Here is a 19,023-nt window from a genome sequence, read left to right on the forward strand (position 1 = left end):
TAGTAGCATTTAACTAAAGTGGTTTAGCTAAAATTATTACATTTTATAGCTAAATCCCAGTAAATAAGTGCTACCGTAGTCTTGGTAATCACGTACTTGCAATGCGTTATCACCTTGCAATGAAGTGAACGGCTCTTCAGTTAAGTTATAAGCTTGTAAGAAGATAGACAACCCTTCTAAACGTTCAAAACCACCTTCACCAAAGTCATAACCAATTTGTGCATCAACAATGGTTTCACCAACAATATCAACTTGCACGGTATCGAAACCTAAGCCGTAAACATCGCCTTTAAAGGCTCCACGTTTACGCATGCTAGCACGAGCTGAGAAACCATTTTTATCATAATAGAAGGTTGCACTGGTAATACTGTCTGATAAACCTGGTAATTGGTAGTCATCACCATTTTGATCTTTCATGTCTGATTCAATGCCAGTGTAGCTAGCAATAAGTCCAAAACCGTCTAGGTGCTCTGACATCATGTTAAATGGTAAAGTTGCGGAAAGTTCATAACCCCAAAGTGTACCGTCGCCGCCGTTCACTTTACCTTTACCTGTACCTGAAGTTGTTGCTGGTAATTCACCCGTGGATGGATCGGCAACACCTGTCATATCAACCTCATAACTTCCGTCGAAAATCCAGTTTTGTAAATCTTTATGGAAAAGAGCTACCGCAAAATAACCTTCATCACTAAAGTAATTCTCATAAGATAGATCTATACCAATGGCTTCTTTTGGTTCAAGCGACGGGTTACCACCTTCAACACTCCAGTAGTTACCTTGTTCATCAGGTGTTTGGTTATATGTGGCATTAAATGAAGCATTCATTTCATCTAAACGGGCACGAGATATGGTTTTAGCTGCACCAAAGCGTAACGTTTGAGTATCATCAATTTGCAATGACAAGTTGATACTAGGTAAAAAGTGACCATAATCATGACTTACATCAGTAGGCTCAGTAACTACTAAACCATTAACGGTATTAAAGGCATTACCTTGTGAAGACTGGTCAGTATAAACATAACGTACACCAAAGTTCCCCGTAAGTGGTAAACCGGCAATATCAGTCACAAGCTCAGCTTGAACAAATGCCGACATTACTTTTTCATTCACCGTCCAAGACTTAGTGGCATGAGTTGGGTTGGTTAAGCTTTCTTGTAATAAGTCATAATAACCATCGTTGATTAAACCCATGGTATCGTAGGCTATCATGTCGCCCATACCAATAAAGTCTAAATTAGCACTGCCTAAACGATACTCTTCTGGTACCGATTGCATCCCAGGATTATCAGGGTAGCTAAAGCTGCTTAAGGTCATGAAATAGCCTTCAGATTTTTTAGTTTTTTCACGTTCACGATAAGAAACACCGTAAGTGATATCTGAAATGAAGTTTGAATCAATTTCCTGACTAGCAGCAAATTTCAAAGACTGTAACTCGTCATCAATACTCGGGGTATTTATAAAACCATCTTGTAATTGGTTTTCATAGTCAGTACCGGTAACGCCATATTTATCATTAAGAGCACCACTCCAACCCCAACTTAACGGTCCGCCTAATTGAATTAGATTGTAATCGCTATAATCAAGTCCATGGCTAAAAGTCGCTCCGGTATTACCAGAATCGAAAGTGTAACCCAAATCATCAGCTGCACCACGACTATCGCCACGACCAGTACCTGAGTAACTTTCAACACTGTAAACATCACGTTCTACTTTAGAGTAACTGGCATCAAAGTCTAAAGTCCAAGTATCGCTTGCTGCCCATGAAGTATTAAAACCGAATGACATTAACTCCGCATCACGCTCTTCATAGTCATTACGTACTACAACGCGTTGATCTTGAGTTATGGCACTGGTGACAAAGCCAGTTGCCGGATCAATTACTGCGGTATCTGCAGAAATACTGCCTTGACCCCAAGCAAAAGGAATTTCAATACCACGTAATATTTTAGTATCTAAAAAATCAACGTAAAGTGCATCAAAGGTCATTTTTAAGTTGTTAGTTGGTGCCGCTTCGATAACTAACATGGCAGAATCACGCTCTAATGTTGAAGAGCGTACATATGGCTTAGCACCACCTAAAATAGAACCCTTTGAACCATCTTCATACTCAAACTCAGGATAACCCCAAGCATTCCAACGCTTCTCTTGGTTTGGCGATGTCATAGTAGTATAAGCAAAAGCAACACCTAAGGTATCATCAGCAAACTGATCCATATAAAAGAATGTACCTTTTAAGCCAGCATCATCTCCATCAGGATTTAACTTATCAAAGCTGGTCTTTTCATAGGTACCGTTAAATTGAATAACACGACCATCTTGGTTGAGTGGTTTGATTGTTTGTAAATCAATAACGCCGGCAATTCCTTCACCTTCGAGGCTGGCATTTGGTGTTTTATAAACGGTAACACCGCTCATAATTTCAGAAGGGTATAAGTCAAATTCAACGCCACGGTTATCACCGATAGACACTTGCTCACGACCATTTAAGGTGGTGCCACTTTCATTTTCACCAAAACCACGAATGCTGACTTTACTGGCACGTCCGTCAATACGTTGTGCCGCAAGGCCAGGTAAACGTGCGATCGACTCAGCAATAGAAGAGTCAGGTAGTTTACCAATGTCTTCAGCAGAAATGGCTTCAACAACGTTTGATGAATAACGTTTTAAGTTGATTGATTCAACTAAGCTTTTACGAAAGCCAGTAACTTGAATTACTTCAACTTCTTCTTCAGCTGCTTTCTCTTCTGCTTTGACTTCTTCGGCAGCAAAACTCGCAGTGCTTAATGCCATTAAGCCACTTGAAAGTAGAGCTAAAGTCATTTTGCTTGGTTTAAAATGTAGCATTGAATATTCTCCCCTAGCCATCCTTGATTAATTTTATAGGCTAACTTCCATTTAGCCTAATAATTATATGTTTGTATTTAAAATGTTCGTTATGTTGCTCACGTGTATTAATTCGTTATTATTTGTGAGCAACTTTAATATAAAGGGGCAAATTACAGATGGATAGCCGTTGCATACGTATTCAACGGGTAGCTTGGCCTTCCATGTACATTGAATACGTATGCAACGACTGTTTTAAAAATAAACAAGTCATTAGGTTAAAAGAGAAACTAAAAACAATAAAAGGAAATAGTTTTGATTTTAATAAAAAGCTTAAGGAATATTTTAATTGTTACGCTCACCTCAGTAAGTTTACTTGCCTGTGAAGAGGGTGATGAAACGACTGACGAAGTTACACCAATCCCTGTGGTTGATACTTTACCAGAGCCAGTGGCTAGCGCAGGTGATAACGAGTTAGTTATTTTCTACGACCGCTCTGATGATAGTTATGACGACTGGGTATTACATTTATGGAATGGCGATGGCTGTGATTCCTACACCAGCGAAAATACCGAATGGGCATCAGGACAAGAAAACAGCGGCATAGATGCAAACTATGGTGCTTATTGGATACTGCCACTAAAAACTGATCATAACGGTTGTGCTAATTTTATTGTGCATAAAGGTGATGAAAAAGACATTGGTGGTGATACTAATAACGTAGTCGACCTAACCGGTGAACACACTATTTGGACATTGTCCGGTAACAGTGAATTATATACCGCCGCTATATTAGCCTCTAAAGGTGTATTTATCGAAGATGCTAGCGCACATTGGTTAACGGCTTCTACAATTTTACTACCTACTGACAATACCGTTGAAGTTCGTATATACCATTCAGCTAATGCTGACCTAGGTTTTGATTCTGTTACCGGCATAGCGGGTGATAACTTTATTAGCTTTACCCCAAGTACTCTTAGCGAAAATGAAGCCGCATTGGTGCCTCATATTAAAGATTCATTTGCAGCTTATGCAACGACTGCCGACTTATCATTAATTAAAGCCGCTTTAAAAGGTGAGTTAGTAGCAATAGCGTATTCAGCGGATGGTGAGATGTTATCGGCAACACGTGTGCAAATTGCCAAAGCCCTTGATGATATTTATACCTCAGGTGATTTTGATGCAAATGAAGCAACTTTCGGTGTTGTTTATAGCAACGATAATATTACAGCTTCAGTTTGGGCACCAACAGCTCAGGTTGTTGCCTTACAAGTATTTGATGAGGCTAAAACCTTAACCAGTACCGAATCTATGATACTTGATGATGCAACAGGTATATGGTCATTTACCGGTGATAAGACATCTTATGATCGTAAGTTTTTCCGTTATCAAGTCAGTATTTATCACCCGATTTCACAAAAAATTGAAAACATTTGGTCAACTGACCCTTACTCAGTGAGTTTAGCGACTAATGGTTTGTATTCGCAATTTGTTAACTTAAATGATGATGATTTAAAGCCCGTTGGTTGGGATAATCATTTATCACCAACGATTGTAGAAATTGAAGATGCGGTGATTTTAGAGGCGCATATTCGAGACTTTAGTGTCACTGATAGCACCACAACAGCAGAAAATCGTGGTAAATACTTAGCTTTTACTGAAACTGATTCAAATGCCGTGCAATACCTGAAAATCCTAGCCGACGCTGGTGTCACTCATTTTCATATGTTACCCGCCAATGACATAGCGACCATTAAAGAAGGGGTAGGAGAAACGGTTAATATTCATAATACGGTTGCCGAATTATGTGCTTTAGATGCTAGTGCACCGGTATGTGGTGTGGAAGATAATAGCGCCACTATTCTTTCGGTGTTAGAAAGTTATCAGCCAACAAGCAATGACGCTAAAGATTTAGTTGCAGCTATGCGTGGTATCGATAGCTTTAACTGGGGTTACGACCCGCATCATTTTAATGCACCAGAAGGCAGTTATGCTTCAAATGCTGATGGCGTAACACGTATTAAAGAAATGCGCGAAATGAACAAAGCCTTACACGACTTAGGTTTTAGAGTCGTTCTCGATGTAGTTTATAACCATACTTCAGCGTCTGGCTTATGGGATAACTCTGTTTTTGATAAAATGGTGCCGGGTTATTATCACAGGTACAACGAGATCTCTGGTGATTTAGAAAAATCTACCTGTTGTGATAATACGGCTACCGAGCATGTGATGATGGGCAAGTTTGTCGTTGATTCTTTAGTGCAATGGGCCAAGCAGTATAAATTTGATAGCTTCCGTTTTGATATTATGGGACATATGCCTAAAGCTAATATTTTGGCTGCTCGTGAAGCGGTGCAAGCTATTGACCCTGATAATTACTTTTATGGTGAAGGCTGGAACTGGGGAGAAGTTGTAAGTGGTCGTTTATTTGAAAATGCCATTCAAGAAACGATGGCAGGCTCAGAGGTTGGTACCTTTAATGATCGTCCACGTGATGCCATTCGTGAAGCGGTACTTTCGGTCAGCTCACCTGATTTAAATAAAATAGATAAAATTCGTCGTGGTTTAGCGGGCACTTTACAAAATTATCAACTGCAAGATTTTAAAGGCATTACTAAGCTAGGTCGTGATTTTTCAGATGGTCAAGCTTACGCTTTAGATCCTGCCGATATCATTAACTATGTTTCGAAACATGATAATGAAACTTTATGGGACTATTTACAATATAACTTACCTACAGCAATGCTCAATGATGATCGTGTGCGTGTGCATACCTTATCGGCAAGCATTCCGTTATTAAGCCAAGGCATACCTTTCTTCCAATTAGGACTAGATAAGATGCGCTCTAAATCCATGGACAGAAATACCTATGATGCAGGTGATTGGTATAACGCCGTTGATTATACCAACCAAAGTAATAACTGGCAGGCTGGTACACCGATTGATAATAGTAACGATAGTAATTTAACAACGATTGCCACCATAAAAAGTAACATCGAAATAGCCGTTGATAATAGCGATATTGATTTCAGCTCTGCGATCTTTGCTGAGTTCTTAGCTATTCGTAGTGATAGTTCATTATTTAGATTAACCACAGAGCAAGATATTATTGACCGTGTTGGTTTTCATAATACCGGCGCTAATCAAACCCAAGGTTTGATCGTGATGAGCATCGATGATGGTATTGATAGTGGTATTGAGGGTTCTCCTCAACTAACGGATTTAGATAATAACTATGACGCTATTGTTGTGGTCATTAACGGCACTGATGCCCAGCAAAGTCATACCATCAGTACGGCAACTAATTTTACTCTTCACTCGATACAGAAAACGTCTGTAGATAGCAGTGTCCAAGCAGCAAGCTTTACCGGGGGAACGGGTGAAGGCACCTTTACAGTACCTGCTTATACCACTGCAGTATTTGTTAAAATGCAAGTTGGTGCCCAAGGAATAGGATTAGCAGCGGGTATTACTCGAGATGCTGTCGATGTTGCACCTTATGGTAATAACACGATTTATCTGCGTGGTTCGATGAACAACGATGGCGCTGATGGTTTTACTTCAGCAGATACTTTTACCTACGACGGTAATGGCATTTATAGTTTAAACACTAGCCTAACTGCTGGCGTGCAAAGCTTTACCATAACCTCCATTGATTCAGTAGCGATTGATTTAGGCTTTATTGATGTCAGTATTGATGCAAACTCAATTGCAGTGACAAATAATGGCGGAAACATGGATTTCACAGCTGATGCTGAAGGTAGCTTTACTTTCACCTTTGATGCTTCAATTGCTACGCCAGTGATAACGGTTAGCAGTGTTTCACCTACGGTTGATTGTTCTTTATTAACTGACTCTGCTGATGGTATTCCATTTGACATTGCTGGCAGCGGTGAACTCTATGTCAGAGGTGATCATTCTGGCTGGGGCGCAAATGAGTTATATCGTTTACATTATAAAGGCAATAAGCAATATCAAGCCGTTGCCGATTTTGATGGTGCAATGTCATTTAAATTAGCCTCTGATGATGATAGCTGGACCACACAATTGTGGGCACAAGCTAACGATAGTACTAACATTAACCCTGACAACCTTAGCGTAGGTATTAATTATAATGTTGCTTATGAAAATGCCGGTGAAACGAATAATGCAGCGAACTTACCTGCTGGCAGTTATAGCTTTTTATTAACACTTAATGAAGCTACCCCTGCACCGGGCGCGAATGTTGGTAATTTAATTATTCAGCAGTGCCAACCTTAAGCTAAATATAGTTAATCACTTAGGCCTATACTTCTAAGTGATAAGTTAACAAGGCTTGCTGAGTAAATCAGCAAGCCTTTTTCATTGTAACTTTGCACAGGAAAGCTACTTGTAAATTATTACTCTGCTTACAGCTTCGATATTTGCTTCGCTAAAGATTCAGGCTCGGAAAAGTCAGACGTTTTTAATATAACTTCACCATTTTTTACAATGACTAAGCTCGGTAATTCTTTCACCGCATATTGATGAAACATACCATTGCTAACATCAATCGCAATGGCATGTTTTACCTGATACTTTTTGGTGTAATTCGCCAGTTCAGCAGGTCCTGTCCAAAGTCTTGAAATGATGCCTTGCCATTCGATGTTGTCAAACTGCAGGGTTAAATCATTGACAGAATTTTGTGCCGCAATACATTGTTGTGATGCGCTTGGACGAGAGTCTTTAAAGTACCAATCACACCAAGAGGCAGTAAATAAAAACGCCTGTGTTTTATTGTTATTAAGTCCTAACTCCAGTGGCAACGCAGTTTCTGTAATAGCATTGTCGGCCAATAAGTCTAACGGCTGATTGTTACTAATCAGAGCTATTTTGTTATCAAGCACTGAATCGGCTTTGTGGCCGAGGTGAACTAAGTTCATTTGTTTATCAAACAATAAATGATATGGGGTACCTAGTAACCTGAATGCTTGCGCTAAGTCGCCACTATTATCGATAGCCATAGGCATTGATAAGTTGAACTCTTGCTGCACTTTTTGCACTGCAGTTAAATTATCATTGATACCTAGATTAATGGCGATGACCGCTAAATTGTCACCATGTTGTTGGCTGATTTTTTCAAAGTGGGGCATTTGCTCAATACAGGGTTTGCACCACGTTGCCCAAAACTTTAAATAGACCGGCTTTTTACCTTGATATTGTTCTAAGGTAATCACTTCTCCAGTGGTTAAGGTCATAGGTACAGTTAATAACTGTTTCGATAAGTTACTGGCTTGCAGCAAAGAAACTGGACTGATAAATAGTGTCAGAGTGATGGACAATAACAATCTTTTTAACATGAACATAAGGAACCTTTTGGTAATTAGTTGAAGGTGATTTATAGATTTTTCTGCTTAGCCATTTCAATAAAACTCAGTTTACGGCAAATTATTATTATCAGAAGTGCGGATAATGAATTACATTGGTGAATATAATTCATTAATAACATTTACTCATTCCATTTATTAAGAAAGAGCACTATGGATAAATTTAAAACCATCGCTTTGTTTATGTCGACTATCGAAACTGGCAGCTTTTCTGCAACCGCCAAAAAACATTCGACCGACCCCTCTACAGTAAGTAAAGCGATTAAAAGGTTAGAAGAGCAACTCGGTTTGCAATTGTTATATCGCTCTACTCGGCAATTGAGTTTGACCTCAGCAGGACAGAAGTATGCAGATACGGTTGGCTCTCTCTATCAACAACTTGAGTCGTGTGAACAAGAATTAAAATCAGACAATAATAGTTACAGTGGAGCGTTGAAAATTAACTTACCGGTATCGTATGGCCGTATGTATATGCTGCCAATGTTAAGTCAATTTAAAAAGGCCTATCCTGAAATCCAGTTAGATGTCAGTTTTAATGATCACTATGTCGATATGATTAGTGATGCGGTCGATGTTTCTATTCGCAGTGGTACATTAAATGATAGCCGTTTGGTGGCACAAAAGCTGTCACCAATGCCTTTTGTTTTGTGTAGTAGTAAGGATTTAATAAGCACGCGAGAGTTTGTAATTTCTAATAAAGTACTGGCCGCTTTGCCTTGGGTATTGTTTCGCTTCAAGCAAACGGGTAAGACCATGCCGATAAACTTCTCTTATCAAGGTCGCACTATTAACTTTGAGCCTGAAAAGGTCACTATTGTTGATGATGGTGAAGCGATGGCGCAAATGTGCGCAGAAGGTTTAGGGCTTAGCCTTATGCCCCATTTTACCGCCAAGGCCTTAGTTGTTGCAGGCAAGATGAAGGTTGTGGCAAAACTTGATGACTTTCCCAATGCTGGGGTATTTATTGTTTACCCTAAACGTAAAGACTTACCCAAACGCATGCAAGTATTTATCGAGTTTGTCAAAAATTATCTTAAAGAAATAGGGGAGTCGCCATCGCAAACCTGGCTTGATACATGGGAAATACCGAGCGAGATCACTGGTGCCTGATACTTCTCAATACTGAATACGTATGTAATTAGCTAAAACTAGTTTTTATCTAATCTCTGAACGAGTAAGTTAATATCCATAACAAATTTAACGACTCCTCTATCATGAAAGTAACTTCTTTTTCTCCCGCTAATTCAACGATTAATCGCACTATTTCTCTTGCGCTCTCAACGATTATGCTTGTCAGTGCATGTGGTGAAATAAGTGAACCGCCACAATTACAGCAAGCAGAAATCAGTGTCGACAATGAAACTGTTACCACTGATAAAAATGCTGCTATTACTAGTGAACTAGTCAATCTAGCGAGTGATAGTTCAGCTCATTGGTTAACAGCTGAATTATTAGTTTTACCTAAAACAAACAAAGAACTGTTATATCAATTACTCAATACATCAATAAAAGAATTTGATGCAGTTACATTATTGCCAGTCGATTTCCCTGAAAATTTAGCTAAAAAATTCCCGCACCTTGCTGAGTTTCAGGCTTATAAAGTTGACTTGTCACAGACGAAAGTTAAGGCGTGGTTAAAGCAACAATTAATGGTTGTTGCTCTTGATAGAGCTCAGCAAGTACAAAAGGTTTCTTTTGTGCAAATAGGGCCGGTAATTGATGCACTTTATACCCAGGGTGAGAACGATGCTGATGAAGTGACTGACTTAGGTGCGGTTATTACTAAACAAGGTGTTAGTTTCAAGTTATGGGCTCCAACGGCGCAGTCGGTATCGGTGCAACTTTTTGATGATGATTTACAAGCCATTTCAGCTGGAAACCTTAAAATGGTAGAAGATACTAATACCGGTGTTTGGCAGGCATTATCAGATGAACACGCCAAATATGTTTATTATAAATATCAACTTGATGTTTATCATCCAGCTTCGAAAAAAATAGAGTCATTATCAGTTACCGATCCATATTCTTTGAGTTTATCTGTTAATAGTGAATATTCACAGGTAGTTGACTTAAATGACGCTATTACTCAACCAGAAAACTGGCTTAATCAGCAAATACCTACGGTTAATAATGTCGAAGATAATGTCTTTTATGAAACACATATTCGCGATTTTAGCTCGAACGAGCAGCAGTTAAGTAATGCTAAATTTAAAGGTAAATACAAAGCTTTTAGTGAACAAAAGTCTGATGGCATAAAACATCTAAAAGCACTACAAGCAGCAGGGCTAAATAATATTCACCTATTGCCTACTTTTGACATTGCTACGGTTAACGAAGATGAATCTAAACATCTTGATATAGATGATAGCCTGGCTAAGCTTTGTACTATTACACCAAATACCAGTATCTGTCAGCAATCTTACGATGAAAAACAGTCAATTAGGTCGTTATTACAGGGTTTTTCGGTTGCTGGAGAAAAAGCACAGCAATTAGTGAGTCAATTACGTGAACATGACAACTATAACTGGGGTTATGACCCTTTTCATTACACAGTGCCTGAAGGCAGTTATGCTGTTGAAGCAAAAGGTGTATCACGTTTAGTTGAATTTAGAGAAATGGTGCAAAGCCTCCATTCTATGGGGTTTCGGGTGATTATGGACGTGGTTTATAACCATACTCACCAAGCAGGATTAGAAAGCAATGCGGTATTAGATAAAATAGTGCCTAATTATTACCATCGTTTAGACCCACTAACAGGCGCTATTGAGCAATCGACATGTTGTGATAATACCGCGACAGAGCGTGTAATGATGGCAAAAATGATGACAGACTCATTAGTCGTTTGGGCGCGTGATTATAAAATTGATGGATTTCGTTTTGATTTAATGGGCCATCAACCCAAAAATGCCATGTTAATGGCAAGAGAAGCTGTACGCCAAGTAGACAGTGATACTTACTTTTATGGTGAAGGTTGGAACTTTGGTGAAGTCGCTAGCAATAGCCAGTTTGTTCAAGCCAGCCAGTTAGAGTTAGGTGGCAGTGAAATAGGCACTTTCTCTGACAGATTACGCGATGCCGTTCGTGGCGGCGGTAACAATACCCGAGATTCTCAAGGCGTAGGTAATGGTCTATTAACCTTCCCTAATGACAAAGCCAATGAAAAGCAAAATGAAGAAGAAAGTCGGGCGGATTATAATTTACGTATGGATCAATTACGTATTGGCTTAGCCGGTAACTTAATTAACTTCCCGTTAAGATTTCACAATGGTGAGAATAATGGCAAAAAAGTATTAGGCAAAGATATCCCATATGGTGATCAGCCAACAGGTTATGCCCTAGACCCTGCTGATACAATTAACTATGTTTCCAAGCATGATAACCAAACCCTTTGGGATAACAGTCAATATCGCCTAGCATTTGATGTATCGACGGAAGACAGGGTGAGGATGCATCTACAAAGCTTGTCTTACACCTTTTTCGCCCAGGGCATACCTTTCTTGCATATGGGCTCAGAGTTTATGCGTTCTAAGTCATTCCTTCGAGATAGTTATGACTATAGTGACTGGTTTAACCGCGTTGATTTCTCCAAAAAAGATAACTTCTATAATGTTGGTTTACCACCAGCAGAGAAAGATAAAGCGAACTGGCCTTTAATTAAACAAGTATTAGCAGGACATCAAGGGCGTGATCAAGTTAATGCAGAGCAAATTCAGCGAAGCAGTAACATCTTTATCAACATGTTAGCTATACGTATGAGCACTCCACTATTTAGATTAACCAGTGAACAAGACATTATTGATAAAGTGAGTTTTCTTAATACTGATAACCAACAGTTAGGTTTATTGGTAATGAAAATTGATGATACTCAAGGTGTGGCTATTGATGACAAGGTAGCAAGTTTAATGGTTATCTTTAATACCAGTGATAAAGTACAGACTTTTGCCTATGGCAGTACTCAGGGTTATCAATTACACCCAATACAGAAAAGTGGTGCTGATGAAGTCATTAAACCAAGCAAAGTAACGGCTAATGGCTTTATCGTACCGGCACTAAGCAGTGTGGTATTTGTTAAGCTGAGAGACTTGTAATGGCCAAAATACGTTAAACAGTATTCGGTTATTAATGATAAAAAAGCCCTGCTGGACAATTATTAATAATTGTCCAGCAGGGCTTGAATGTATTTAAAGCGTTAGACTTAGTTAGTTTAGCCAGTGTTTAAACACTCGGCGATAAATGTAAGAAACAGCCACGACCGGCAAAAGTAAGTTGATATCGAGGCTCAACACTATCAACACTATCATCGGTATTAATGCTTTTTTCTAACAAACCTTTTTCAACCAAAAAATCTAACATGTTAGTTGATAGCTCACTTAATTTGGTTTTCGCGGTAATTTCAACTTTGGTGGCAACACCCTTAAAAGAATACAGCGCTTTTATAATTTTGGCTTCCGCTTCAGATATTTTTGGCATACGGCCAGTATATGGAGGGAATTGAAGTAAGGGGAACTTACCTTGAATACTTTCGTAAGAAGCCTGTATAGCTTTAATATCATTGTTTTTATTATCCGTTAGAGTAAAGGTATGAAAAACCCCAGTCTCTTTACTTAAATAATCAACTTTCGCTAAAAATATTGGTAAACCACATCCTTGAGCAACATGGTAGAATCCGCTTTTCCATTTAGGTACTAGGCCACGTGTTCCTTCGGGGGTAAATAAGAAAAACACTCGGTTTAATTTCTGGCTATTAATAAAGCTTTTTATTTGCTCAACTTGGCCTATGCCTTTTGCTGAACGGTCAATAGGAATGGCGCCTAGATACATCATCCAAGTACCTAATACCGGAACTCTACATAAGCTTTCTTTTACTGAGAAATAAATTTTAACATCTTGTAAAATTGCCGCGCCTAAGGCGTAAACAAAATCCCAGTTTGAGGTATGAGGTGCTGCAATTGCCACACCAGCACCCTCAGGTGCTATTTTACAAAGTTTCCAACCAGCGATTTTGAACCACGATGAGAAGATAAATTTTAAGAAATATTTTGTGAAAATACCGTCGAAGATGGTTTTTTCTCTAATGGTGAGTGTTTTTTTAGCCATGGTAAAGTTTATACAAAGTTACTACGAAGATAGGGTTATTGTAGCAGGTAAGTGGCAGGAAATATTGATGTAGCTAGCTATTTCGTTCACTTTGCTCATTTTAGACTGATTGAAGTTGAGCGCTTGTTTGAAAGTGACTTGGCATTGTCTTAGGGTTATGGCACTGTTCTCAATAATAACAAGCTATTAGCAGGGCTTTAGCCAAGGAAATAGAACTAAGAGAATAATTTAACTGTTTAAAACATAAATATTCACTAATTTAAGTCTGAATTTTTATGGCTGTTTGCTATACAAAAACTGCTTGAATAGCCCTAAACTAGGGCTAATGCATTGTATTTACATTAATAATTCTTAAGGGCAATGCTTTACACTATACTGAGGATAATAGAAGAGAAGTTATTATATTCACTAGAAGAGTTACTTGTATTTATATACAATCAATTATATATATGCGATTTTGCATTCCTGTAATCACTCAACGTATCAATAATACTATGGCTGCTATTTTAAATCTCAATAATAAAAGTGAAGCGTTAAGTTATTTAAATGCCTGTCATTGCTTTGGTCGATCGCCGACGAATGTTGATACAATTATCAATGCCCAAGAAGTGTCTCGCATTCATGCTGTCGTTGAGTGGACCAATAACCAGTGGTTTATTCGAGATATCAGTAATAATGGCACCTGGGTAAACAGCCAAAAATTAGTAAAAGATATCTCACATAAACTTAATGCAGGTGATAAAATATTTTTCGCCTCAGGTGAAAGCCATGGTTTTGAGATACAGGACTTAAATCCTCCACAAAATATGTTATTGCCCATTGGTCAAGCGGGTGAACAAGTAACGGCATCGCCAATTATTTTATCTGATGGTAATTTACTTCCCTCAGAAGAAAATCCAGAGATCGCTTTGTTTTATGTACCGAGTAAAGACCAGTGGTATAAAGAGTTTCTTGTTGATACCGATGGTAGTGCTTACCCGGTAGTAAACTCAGACTTATTGTTTTTTTCTAACCAAAAGTGGCAGTTAAAACTAACACCACTAACTGAAAACACTGTATTAATGGCTAAAGCTAAGTTATCTGTTCATCAGATAAAGTATCGCTTTAACTTAAGCCTAGATGAAGAAAATACTGAGTTAACCGTAACCACTGATGATGAACAATTCTCTTTAGCGAATAAAGCACATCACTACTTAACCTTAAGTTTGGCTAGACATCGTGACCAAGATGCTAAAAATGGTATAGATGAAGACAGTCAAGGTTGGCGTTTACCAGAAACTTTAATTAAAGAGCTAGGTTATGAAATAACTCTATTTAATACTCATGTTTGTCGAGCTAAACAACAGTTTAGGGATATGCTTGATGGTGCATGTGATGGTGATGAATTAATTGAGCGTAAAGGTAAGAAGATTCGTTTTGCCGGCGTTTCTTATCGTATTTATAAAGGTAATGAACTGATTGTGAATCGCGGACAAGATAAAGTATCCCTTACGGTATTACATGGATAATAAGTTACCACATTATAGCCGTGAAAGATTATTGGGTGAAGGTGGCATGGGTAAAGTTTACCTAGCCCAAGATAACCAATTACAACGACAAGTTGCCATAAAAGAATTAACCTATCAGCCTAAAGATGATGGGGTTAATCACGCCTTGCAAGAAGCACGCTTATTAGCGCGTGTGAACCATGCCAATATTATACAAATTTATAATGTCCATGATGAAGGTGACCATATTTCCTTGGTCATGGAATACTTCAATAGTAAAACCTTGACGCAATTTCAGCAGGAAAACTACTGCACACTAGTACAGAAGCTAGATTTATTGCAGCAATTTTCTGCGGGGCTTGCAGCGGCGCATAAAAATGGCGTTATTCATTGTGATTTAAAACCGACTAATATCTTAGTGGATGATCAAGGGCAGCTGAAAATCACCGATTTTGGCATCGCTCTGATAGCACACAATGAACAGTCAGATGAGAGTGATAACGAACAGGCTGATGGCGGCGAAGGTATTCAGTTCGGTAGTTTGCTTTATATGTCGCCAGAGCAAATACAAAAAAAGACCTTAGATTATCGTAGTGATATTTTTTCTTTCGGAATTGTTGCTTATCAATTAATGGTCGGTAGCCATCCTTTTGCACTTGGTAATAACGGCGGCTCAGCGACAGAAATTGCAGTTAGAATATGTCAAAGCCCAGCAGAGCATGCTAAAAACTTAATGTTAAATGCACCCAGCGCATTAACTGATTTGCTGATGGAAATGTTAATTCAGCCACTCGAGCAAAGAACATTAACAGCGAGTACCATCGAACATAGAATAAAGCACATTAGAACTGCGTTAATGCAAGCTGAGATAAACGAACAAGCTACATTACCTTTAGGTGAATTAACCCTACCTATAGATCTAACAGCTAACGATTTTACTCAAGCTATCCAGCCAATTAAGCTTACTGAGAACTTACCTACACCATGGTTTAGACAAAGCTCTATAGCCATAACTAGCATGACTATATTGTTTATTATGCTGATTGTATTTTATTGGCTTAATAACACCAATGAAGTGGAAAACAAGCAAGTCGTTATATTAAAACCAACGTTATCAGACAACTCGATAATGGCGCCTATGCAGCAAGATTTAGTTATGTCAGCGGTAGAAGATGCTTTAAGGCAAGCAGTAATAAATACCAAAAGCATGTATTTAATCTCGCAACGAGAAGTTAATGCGATTAGTAAAGCCTACCCTGATGATTTAAATAAACTTAAACAAGCGGTAGGTGCATCAGACATTATTTCAACAGAATTGGAATGTGATAACCGTCGTTGTAAAGTAAGTTTTTCGCGATTAGTGGCTAAATCGAAGGACATCGACAGGTTAACAGTAAAGTCTGAGAAAAATTGGATAGCGCCAATTGATAAATTTAATGCTATTTTCAGTACTAGCCAAACACAGTTTGCCTCACTTTTTCCTCAGCATTCAGAAGTCAATCAATCAGGTTTAGTCCAACGGCCGATTAATGAAGGTGATTATCGAGATTACATCGAACTGTATAGCCAAATAAAAGGCCACGGCAACTCTAGTGCTGACAGTTTGGATCAGTTAGAAGCCTTATTAGCCCGCTCTCCTTATTTATATGCAGCTTATGCTTTGTATCGTGAAACTGCTTCAAACTTATATAAACATTCCCGTGATAAAAGTTACCTTGAACGACTAGAGCTAGTATTACAAAATTCCCCACCTGAGTATCGTTACAGTGTTTTTTCAGCTATAGACCGTTTTTGGTTAGCCTCAGATAAAGGGAATATGGTAGATGCAAGGCTTCAAGTTATTGAAGCAAAAAAAAGAGGTGCTGATGATTTAACCATTTTAGGTTTTGAAGCCTTTATGTTTTTTAGCTCAGGGCAATATAAAGAAGCTGCTGAGTCATACTCTAATGCTTTTAAACTCAGACCCAGTTCAACATTATTAAACAATATAGCCTTCAGTTATTGGCGCTTTGGTGATCTGATTAAAGCAGAAAGTGCCCTAAATAGTATGTTAGCAATTGTCCCTGATAATTATAGAGCACAGCGGATGCAAGCAAATATTTGGTTACTGCAAGGCAAACTTGAATTCGCAATTACCGCATATAAAGAAATAGTCACTAATTTAAATAATGGCACTGATTTGACTAATTTAAGTTTGGCGTATGCATTAAATAAACAATACGATAAGTCGCTAGAGTTTGCTCAAAAAGCATTAAAACAGAGCCCTAAACATCCATTTAAACTGTTGAACTTAGCCGATATTGAAATGATTTTAGGTAATAAAGAATCCGCAATAGCGTATTACCGACAAGTAGTTGCTATTTTGATAGGTAAAAATGAAGTTAAATATTTAACCAACTTGGCGCAAGCTTATGGTCAGCTTGAACAGGCAAACTTGGCAATAGAAGCATTGAGTCAAGCACAAACCTTAGCAGCAGAAAGTGGTGAAGTGTTTTATAGCTCAGCCATTGTTTATAGTTTATTGAATGAGAAAGCCTCGGCAATTCATCATGTAAAAAACGCATTAAAGAATAATGTCGGTATTGTTTGGTTTAACCTTCCCTGGTTTGATGGTTTATGTACTGAGTACGAGTTTAAGCTGTTAATGGTAAAATATGATAATGCTTCACGTTGCTTAAATTAGGCTGTTCTTCTTGAAAATATCATTAGATAATTTAGACTGCTAAATTAATTTTGAATAATGCCGCCACTATCATCAATAGTTCCAAACGTAGACATTTGTCCATAAGGTGAAACCTGTTGCTCTTCGGCTTTTAACGTTAATTTTTGAGCCGTTTCAACATTTTTGATGTTTACAATTTTTGCAAATATAAGTGGATTGTATTCAGCAATATTTAATAATCTTTCTAATTGATTAGCATCTGAGTCAGCCATTTTCATTAGCTGTTGTAATAATTCTGGGTCATTCAGGGCAATGTCATTTAATCTATCAACCAATACCGGGTTGGTTTCAGCAATGGTGATTAGCATATCTGTTGAGCTAGCTGCATTAGCGCTAGGTAAATAAATACTGCCAGTTAATGCCAACAATAGTGATACAACTTTAATATATTTGTTCATGACTTTTCCTGCTAAATTTTGGTGAATCATGTCGATGTTCGAGATGAGTTCGGTTGAAAGCTGAGGTAAATTTACAGTTTTGATGCGCTGTAAACCATGACAGCCAATTACAGCCTACTTAATACGGCTATTTTTGTTTTTATTCAATATTTTCCCCCCCAATAAGTTATTGTTAAACAGGTGCTTAGTGTATACGTGTTGTTTTGTCAATATCTACAACCCAAAATACTGATATTTTATTTTCGTAATGTAGTGTCATATTTATTGCCTTGTTTTTTTTAATTTTGCTAAAAACCAACTAATTTTTTGGCAAATGTCAGCGTTGTTGTAATGTCGTGTAATGTTCTTTTACTAGCAACTATGGAATAGTTAACTAAGGGAAGAAATAGTAAGTTTTTTAGACATATTCAGACTGTACGGCTAAGGAAGACAATAATAATGCATGCAATGTTATCAACAGACCTAAACTTAAATCTTGGCCAAAACTCAGGACGAGAGGCAGGTAGAAAATCAGGGGATGTTACCGAGCCAAAAAGATTAAGCATAATCAATAGGAAAGATACCATGCCATGCAAGCAAGTTCATCTAAGACAAGTGGATGAAGATTTACTTGAAAATTTAGTTGGGCCGCAGTTGCAAGTTAAGGGCGCTATTAAGTGTTGTCAATGCGCATATAACTCTGGTTACCAACAAGGCTTGTTGTTGCAAAAATTTATTAGTCTGGATTTGGAAAGTTTAGGTGACTCACATGCAAATGCTGATGGCAGTCACAAAAGTGTTCATCAAGCTTTTGCTCTCGGATATAGCGACGGCGTTGATGCATGCATCAAAAATTAATGGAATTTTTTCAAAGTAGTTGCATAAGTTAATAAGGAAGTTATAGCGGGCACGTTGTTTTTGCCCAATATTTGCAACCGGAGTAGTTCATGCAAAATAAAAAAACACTAACAAGTACGTCTGGCTATAACCTAGTACAAACAGATGTATTGGCGCAAAGCGGCGACATTTTAAGAACCTCTTTTGAAGTAGAAGACCCTAATGAAGATGCTATTGGTCGTTTTGGTAGCTTATTAGAGGCTGAAAGGTTCATTAAGTTGTTATGCCACCTGAACTAAGTAGATGAAGCCGCTTAAGCATAGGTTTTGCTCTAT

11 protein-coding genes are annotated in these 19,023 nt (G+C 38.2%); 7 read left to right on the forward strand and 4 right to left on the reverse strand.

From position 1 onward, the window contains the following. Nucleotides 1-36 precede the first annotated feature (36 nt). Nucleotides 37-2,844 (reverse strand): TonB-dependent receptor, encoded by a 2,808-nt coding sequence (locus tag GAB14E_RS05775; RefSeq protein WP_033083552.1) that lies wholly within the window; start codon nucleotides 2,842-2,844, stop codon nucleotides 37-39. A 294-nt stretch (nucleotides 2,845-3,138) separates the two neighbouring features. Between GAB14E_RS05775 and GAB14E_RS05770 the strand changes: the two genes are divergently transcribed. Beyond that, nucleotides 3,139-7,083 carry an alpha-1,6-glucosidase domain-containing protein gene (locus tag GAB14E_RS05770; RefSeq protein WP_052093918.1) on the forward strand — a complete coding sequence of 1,315 codons (3,945 nt, stop codon included), beginning with the start codon at nucleotides 3,139-3,141 and terminating at the stop codon, nucleotides 7,081-7,083. Between the two features lie 128 nt (nucleotides 7,084-7,211). On the opposite strand, the gene GAB14E_RS05765 is transcribed toward GAB14E_RS05770, so the two are convergent. Then, nucleotides 7,212-8,141 carry a TlpA family protein disulfide reductase gene (locus tag GAB14E_RS05765; protein WP_231562082.1) on the reverse strand — a complete coding sequence of 310 codons (930 nt, stop codon included), beginning with the start codon at nucleotides 8,139-8,141 and terminating at the stop codon, nucleotides 7,212-7,214. A 180-nt stretch (nucleotides 8,142-8,321) separates the two neighbouring features. Here GAB14E_RS05765 and GAB14E_RS05760 point away from each other — a divergent pair, with 180 nt between their 5' ends. Beyond that, nucleotides 8,322-9,278, forward strand: coding sequence for a LysR family transcriptional regulator (locus GAB14E_RS05760; RefSeq protein WP_033083554.1), 957 nt, complete (start codon nucleotides 8,322-8,324; stop codon nucleotides 9,276-9,278). Between the two features lie 104 nt (nucleotides 9,279-9,382). Then, nucleotides 9,383-12,256: a pullulanase-type alpha-1,6-glucosidase gene (gene pulA / locus GAB14E_RS05755; RefSeq protein ID WP_033083555.1), complete on the forward strand. Its 2,874-nt coding sequence runs from the start codon at nucleotides 9,383-9,385 to the stop codon at nucleotides 12,254-12,256. A 127-nt stretch (nucleotides 12,257-12,383) separates the two neighbouring features. On the opposite strand, the gene GAB14E_RS05750 is transcribed toward pulA, so the two are convergent. Then, nucleotides 12,384-13,265, reverse strand: coding sequence for a 1-acyl-sn-glycerol-3-phosphate acyltransferase (locus tag GAB14E_RS05750; protein ID WP_033083556.1), 882 nt, complete (start codon nucleotides 13,263-13,265; stop codon nucleotides 12,384-12,386). A 449-nt stretch (nucleotides 13,266-13,714) separates the two neighbouring features. Between GAB14E_RS05750 and GAB14E_RS05745 the strand changes: the two genes are divergently transcribed. Both GAB14E_RS05745 and GAB14E_RS05740 read left to right on the forward strand, forming a co-directional pair. Further along, nucleotides 13,715-14,773, forward strand: a complete 1,059-nt coding sequence (locus GAB14E_RS05745; protein ID WP_231562083.1) for an FHA domain-containing protein — start codon at nucleotides 13,715-13,717, stop codon at nucleotides 14,771-14,773. Then, nucleotides 14,766-17,435: a serine/threonine-protein kinase gene (locus GAB14E_RS05740; RefSeq protein ID WP_033083557.1), complete on the forward strand. Its 2,670-nt coding sequence runs from the start codon at nucleotides 14,766-14,768 to the stop codon at nucleotides 17,433-17,435. The genes GAB14E_RS05745 and GAB14E_RS05740 overlap by 8 nt, the downstream gene beginning before the upstream one ends. A gap of 44 nt (nucleotides 17,436-17,479) precedes the next feature. Here GAB14E_RS05740 and GAB14E_RS05735 read toward each other — a convergent pair whose 3' ends face one another. After that, a complete protein-coding gene (locus tag GAB14E_RS05735) occupies nucleotides 17,480-17,872 on the reverse strand; it encodes a hypothetical protein (protein WP_033083558.1) in 393 nt (130 codons plus the stop codon). A gap of 438 nt (nucleotides 17,873-18,310) precedes the next feature. Here GAB14E_RS05735 and GAB14E_RS05730 point away from each other — a divergent pair, with 438 nt between their 5' ends. Next, on the forward strand, nucleotides 18,311-18,709 hold the full coding sequence (locus GAB14E_RS05730) for a hypothetical protein (protein WP_033083559.1): 399 nt from the start codon (nucleotides 18,311-18,313) through the stop codon (nucleotides 18,707-18,709). Nucleotides 18,710-18,798: 89 nt separating this feature from the next. After that, nucleotides 18,799-18,987 carry a hypothetical protein gene (locus GAB14E_RS05725; RefSeq protein ID WP_033083560.1) on the forward strand — a complete coding sequence of 63 codons (189 nt, stop codon included), beginning with the start codon at nucleotides 18,799-18,801 and terminating at the stop codon, nucleotides 18,985-18,987. Nucleotides 18,988-19,023: the final 36 nt, after the last annotated feature.

The sequence above is a fragment of the Colwellia psychrerythraea genome, from assembly GCF_000764185.1.
GTDB classification, from domain to species: domain Bacteria; phylum Pseudomonadota; class Gammaproteobacteria; order Enterobacterales; family Alteromonadaceae; genus Colwellia; species Colwellia psychrerythraea_B.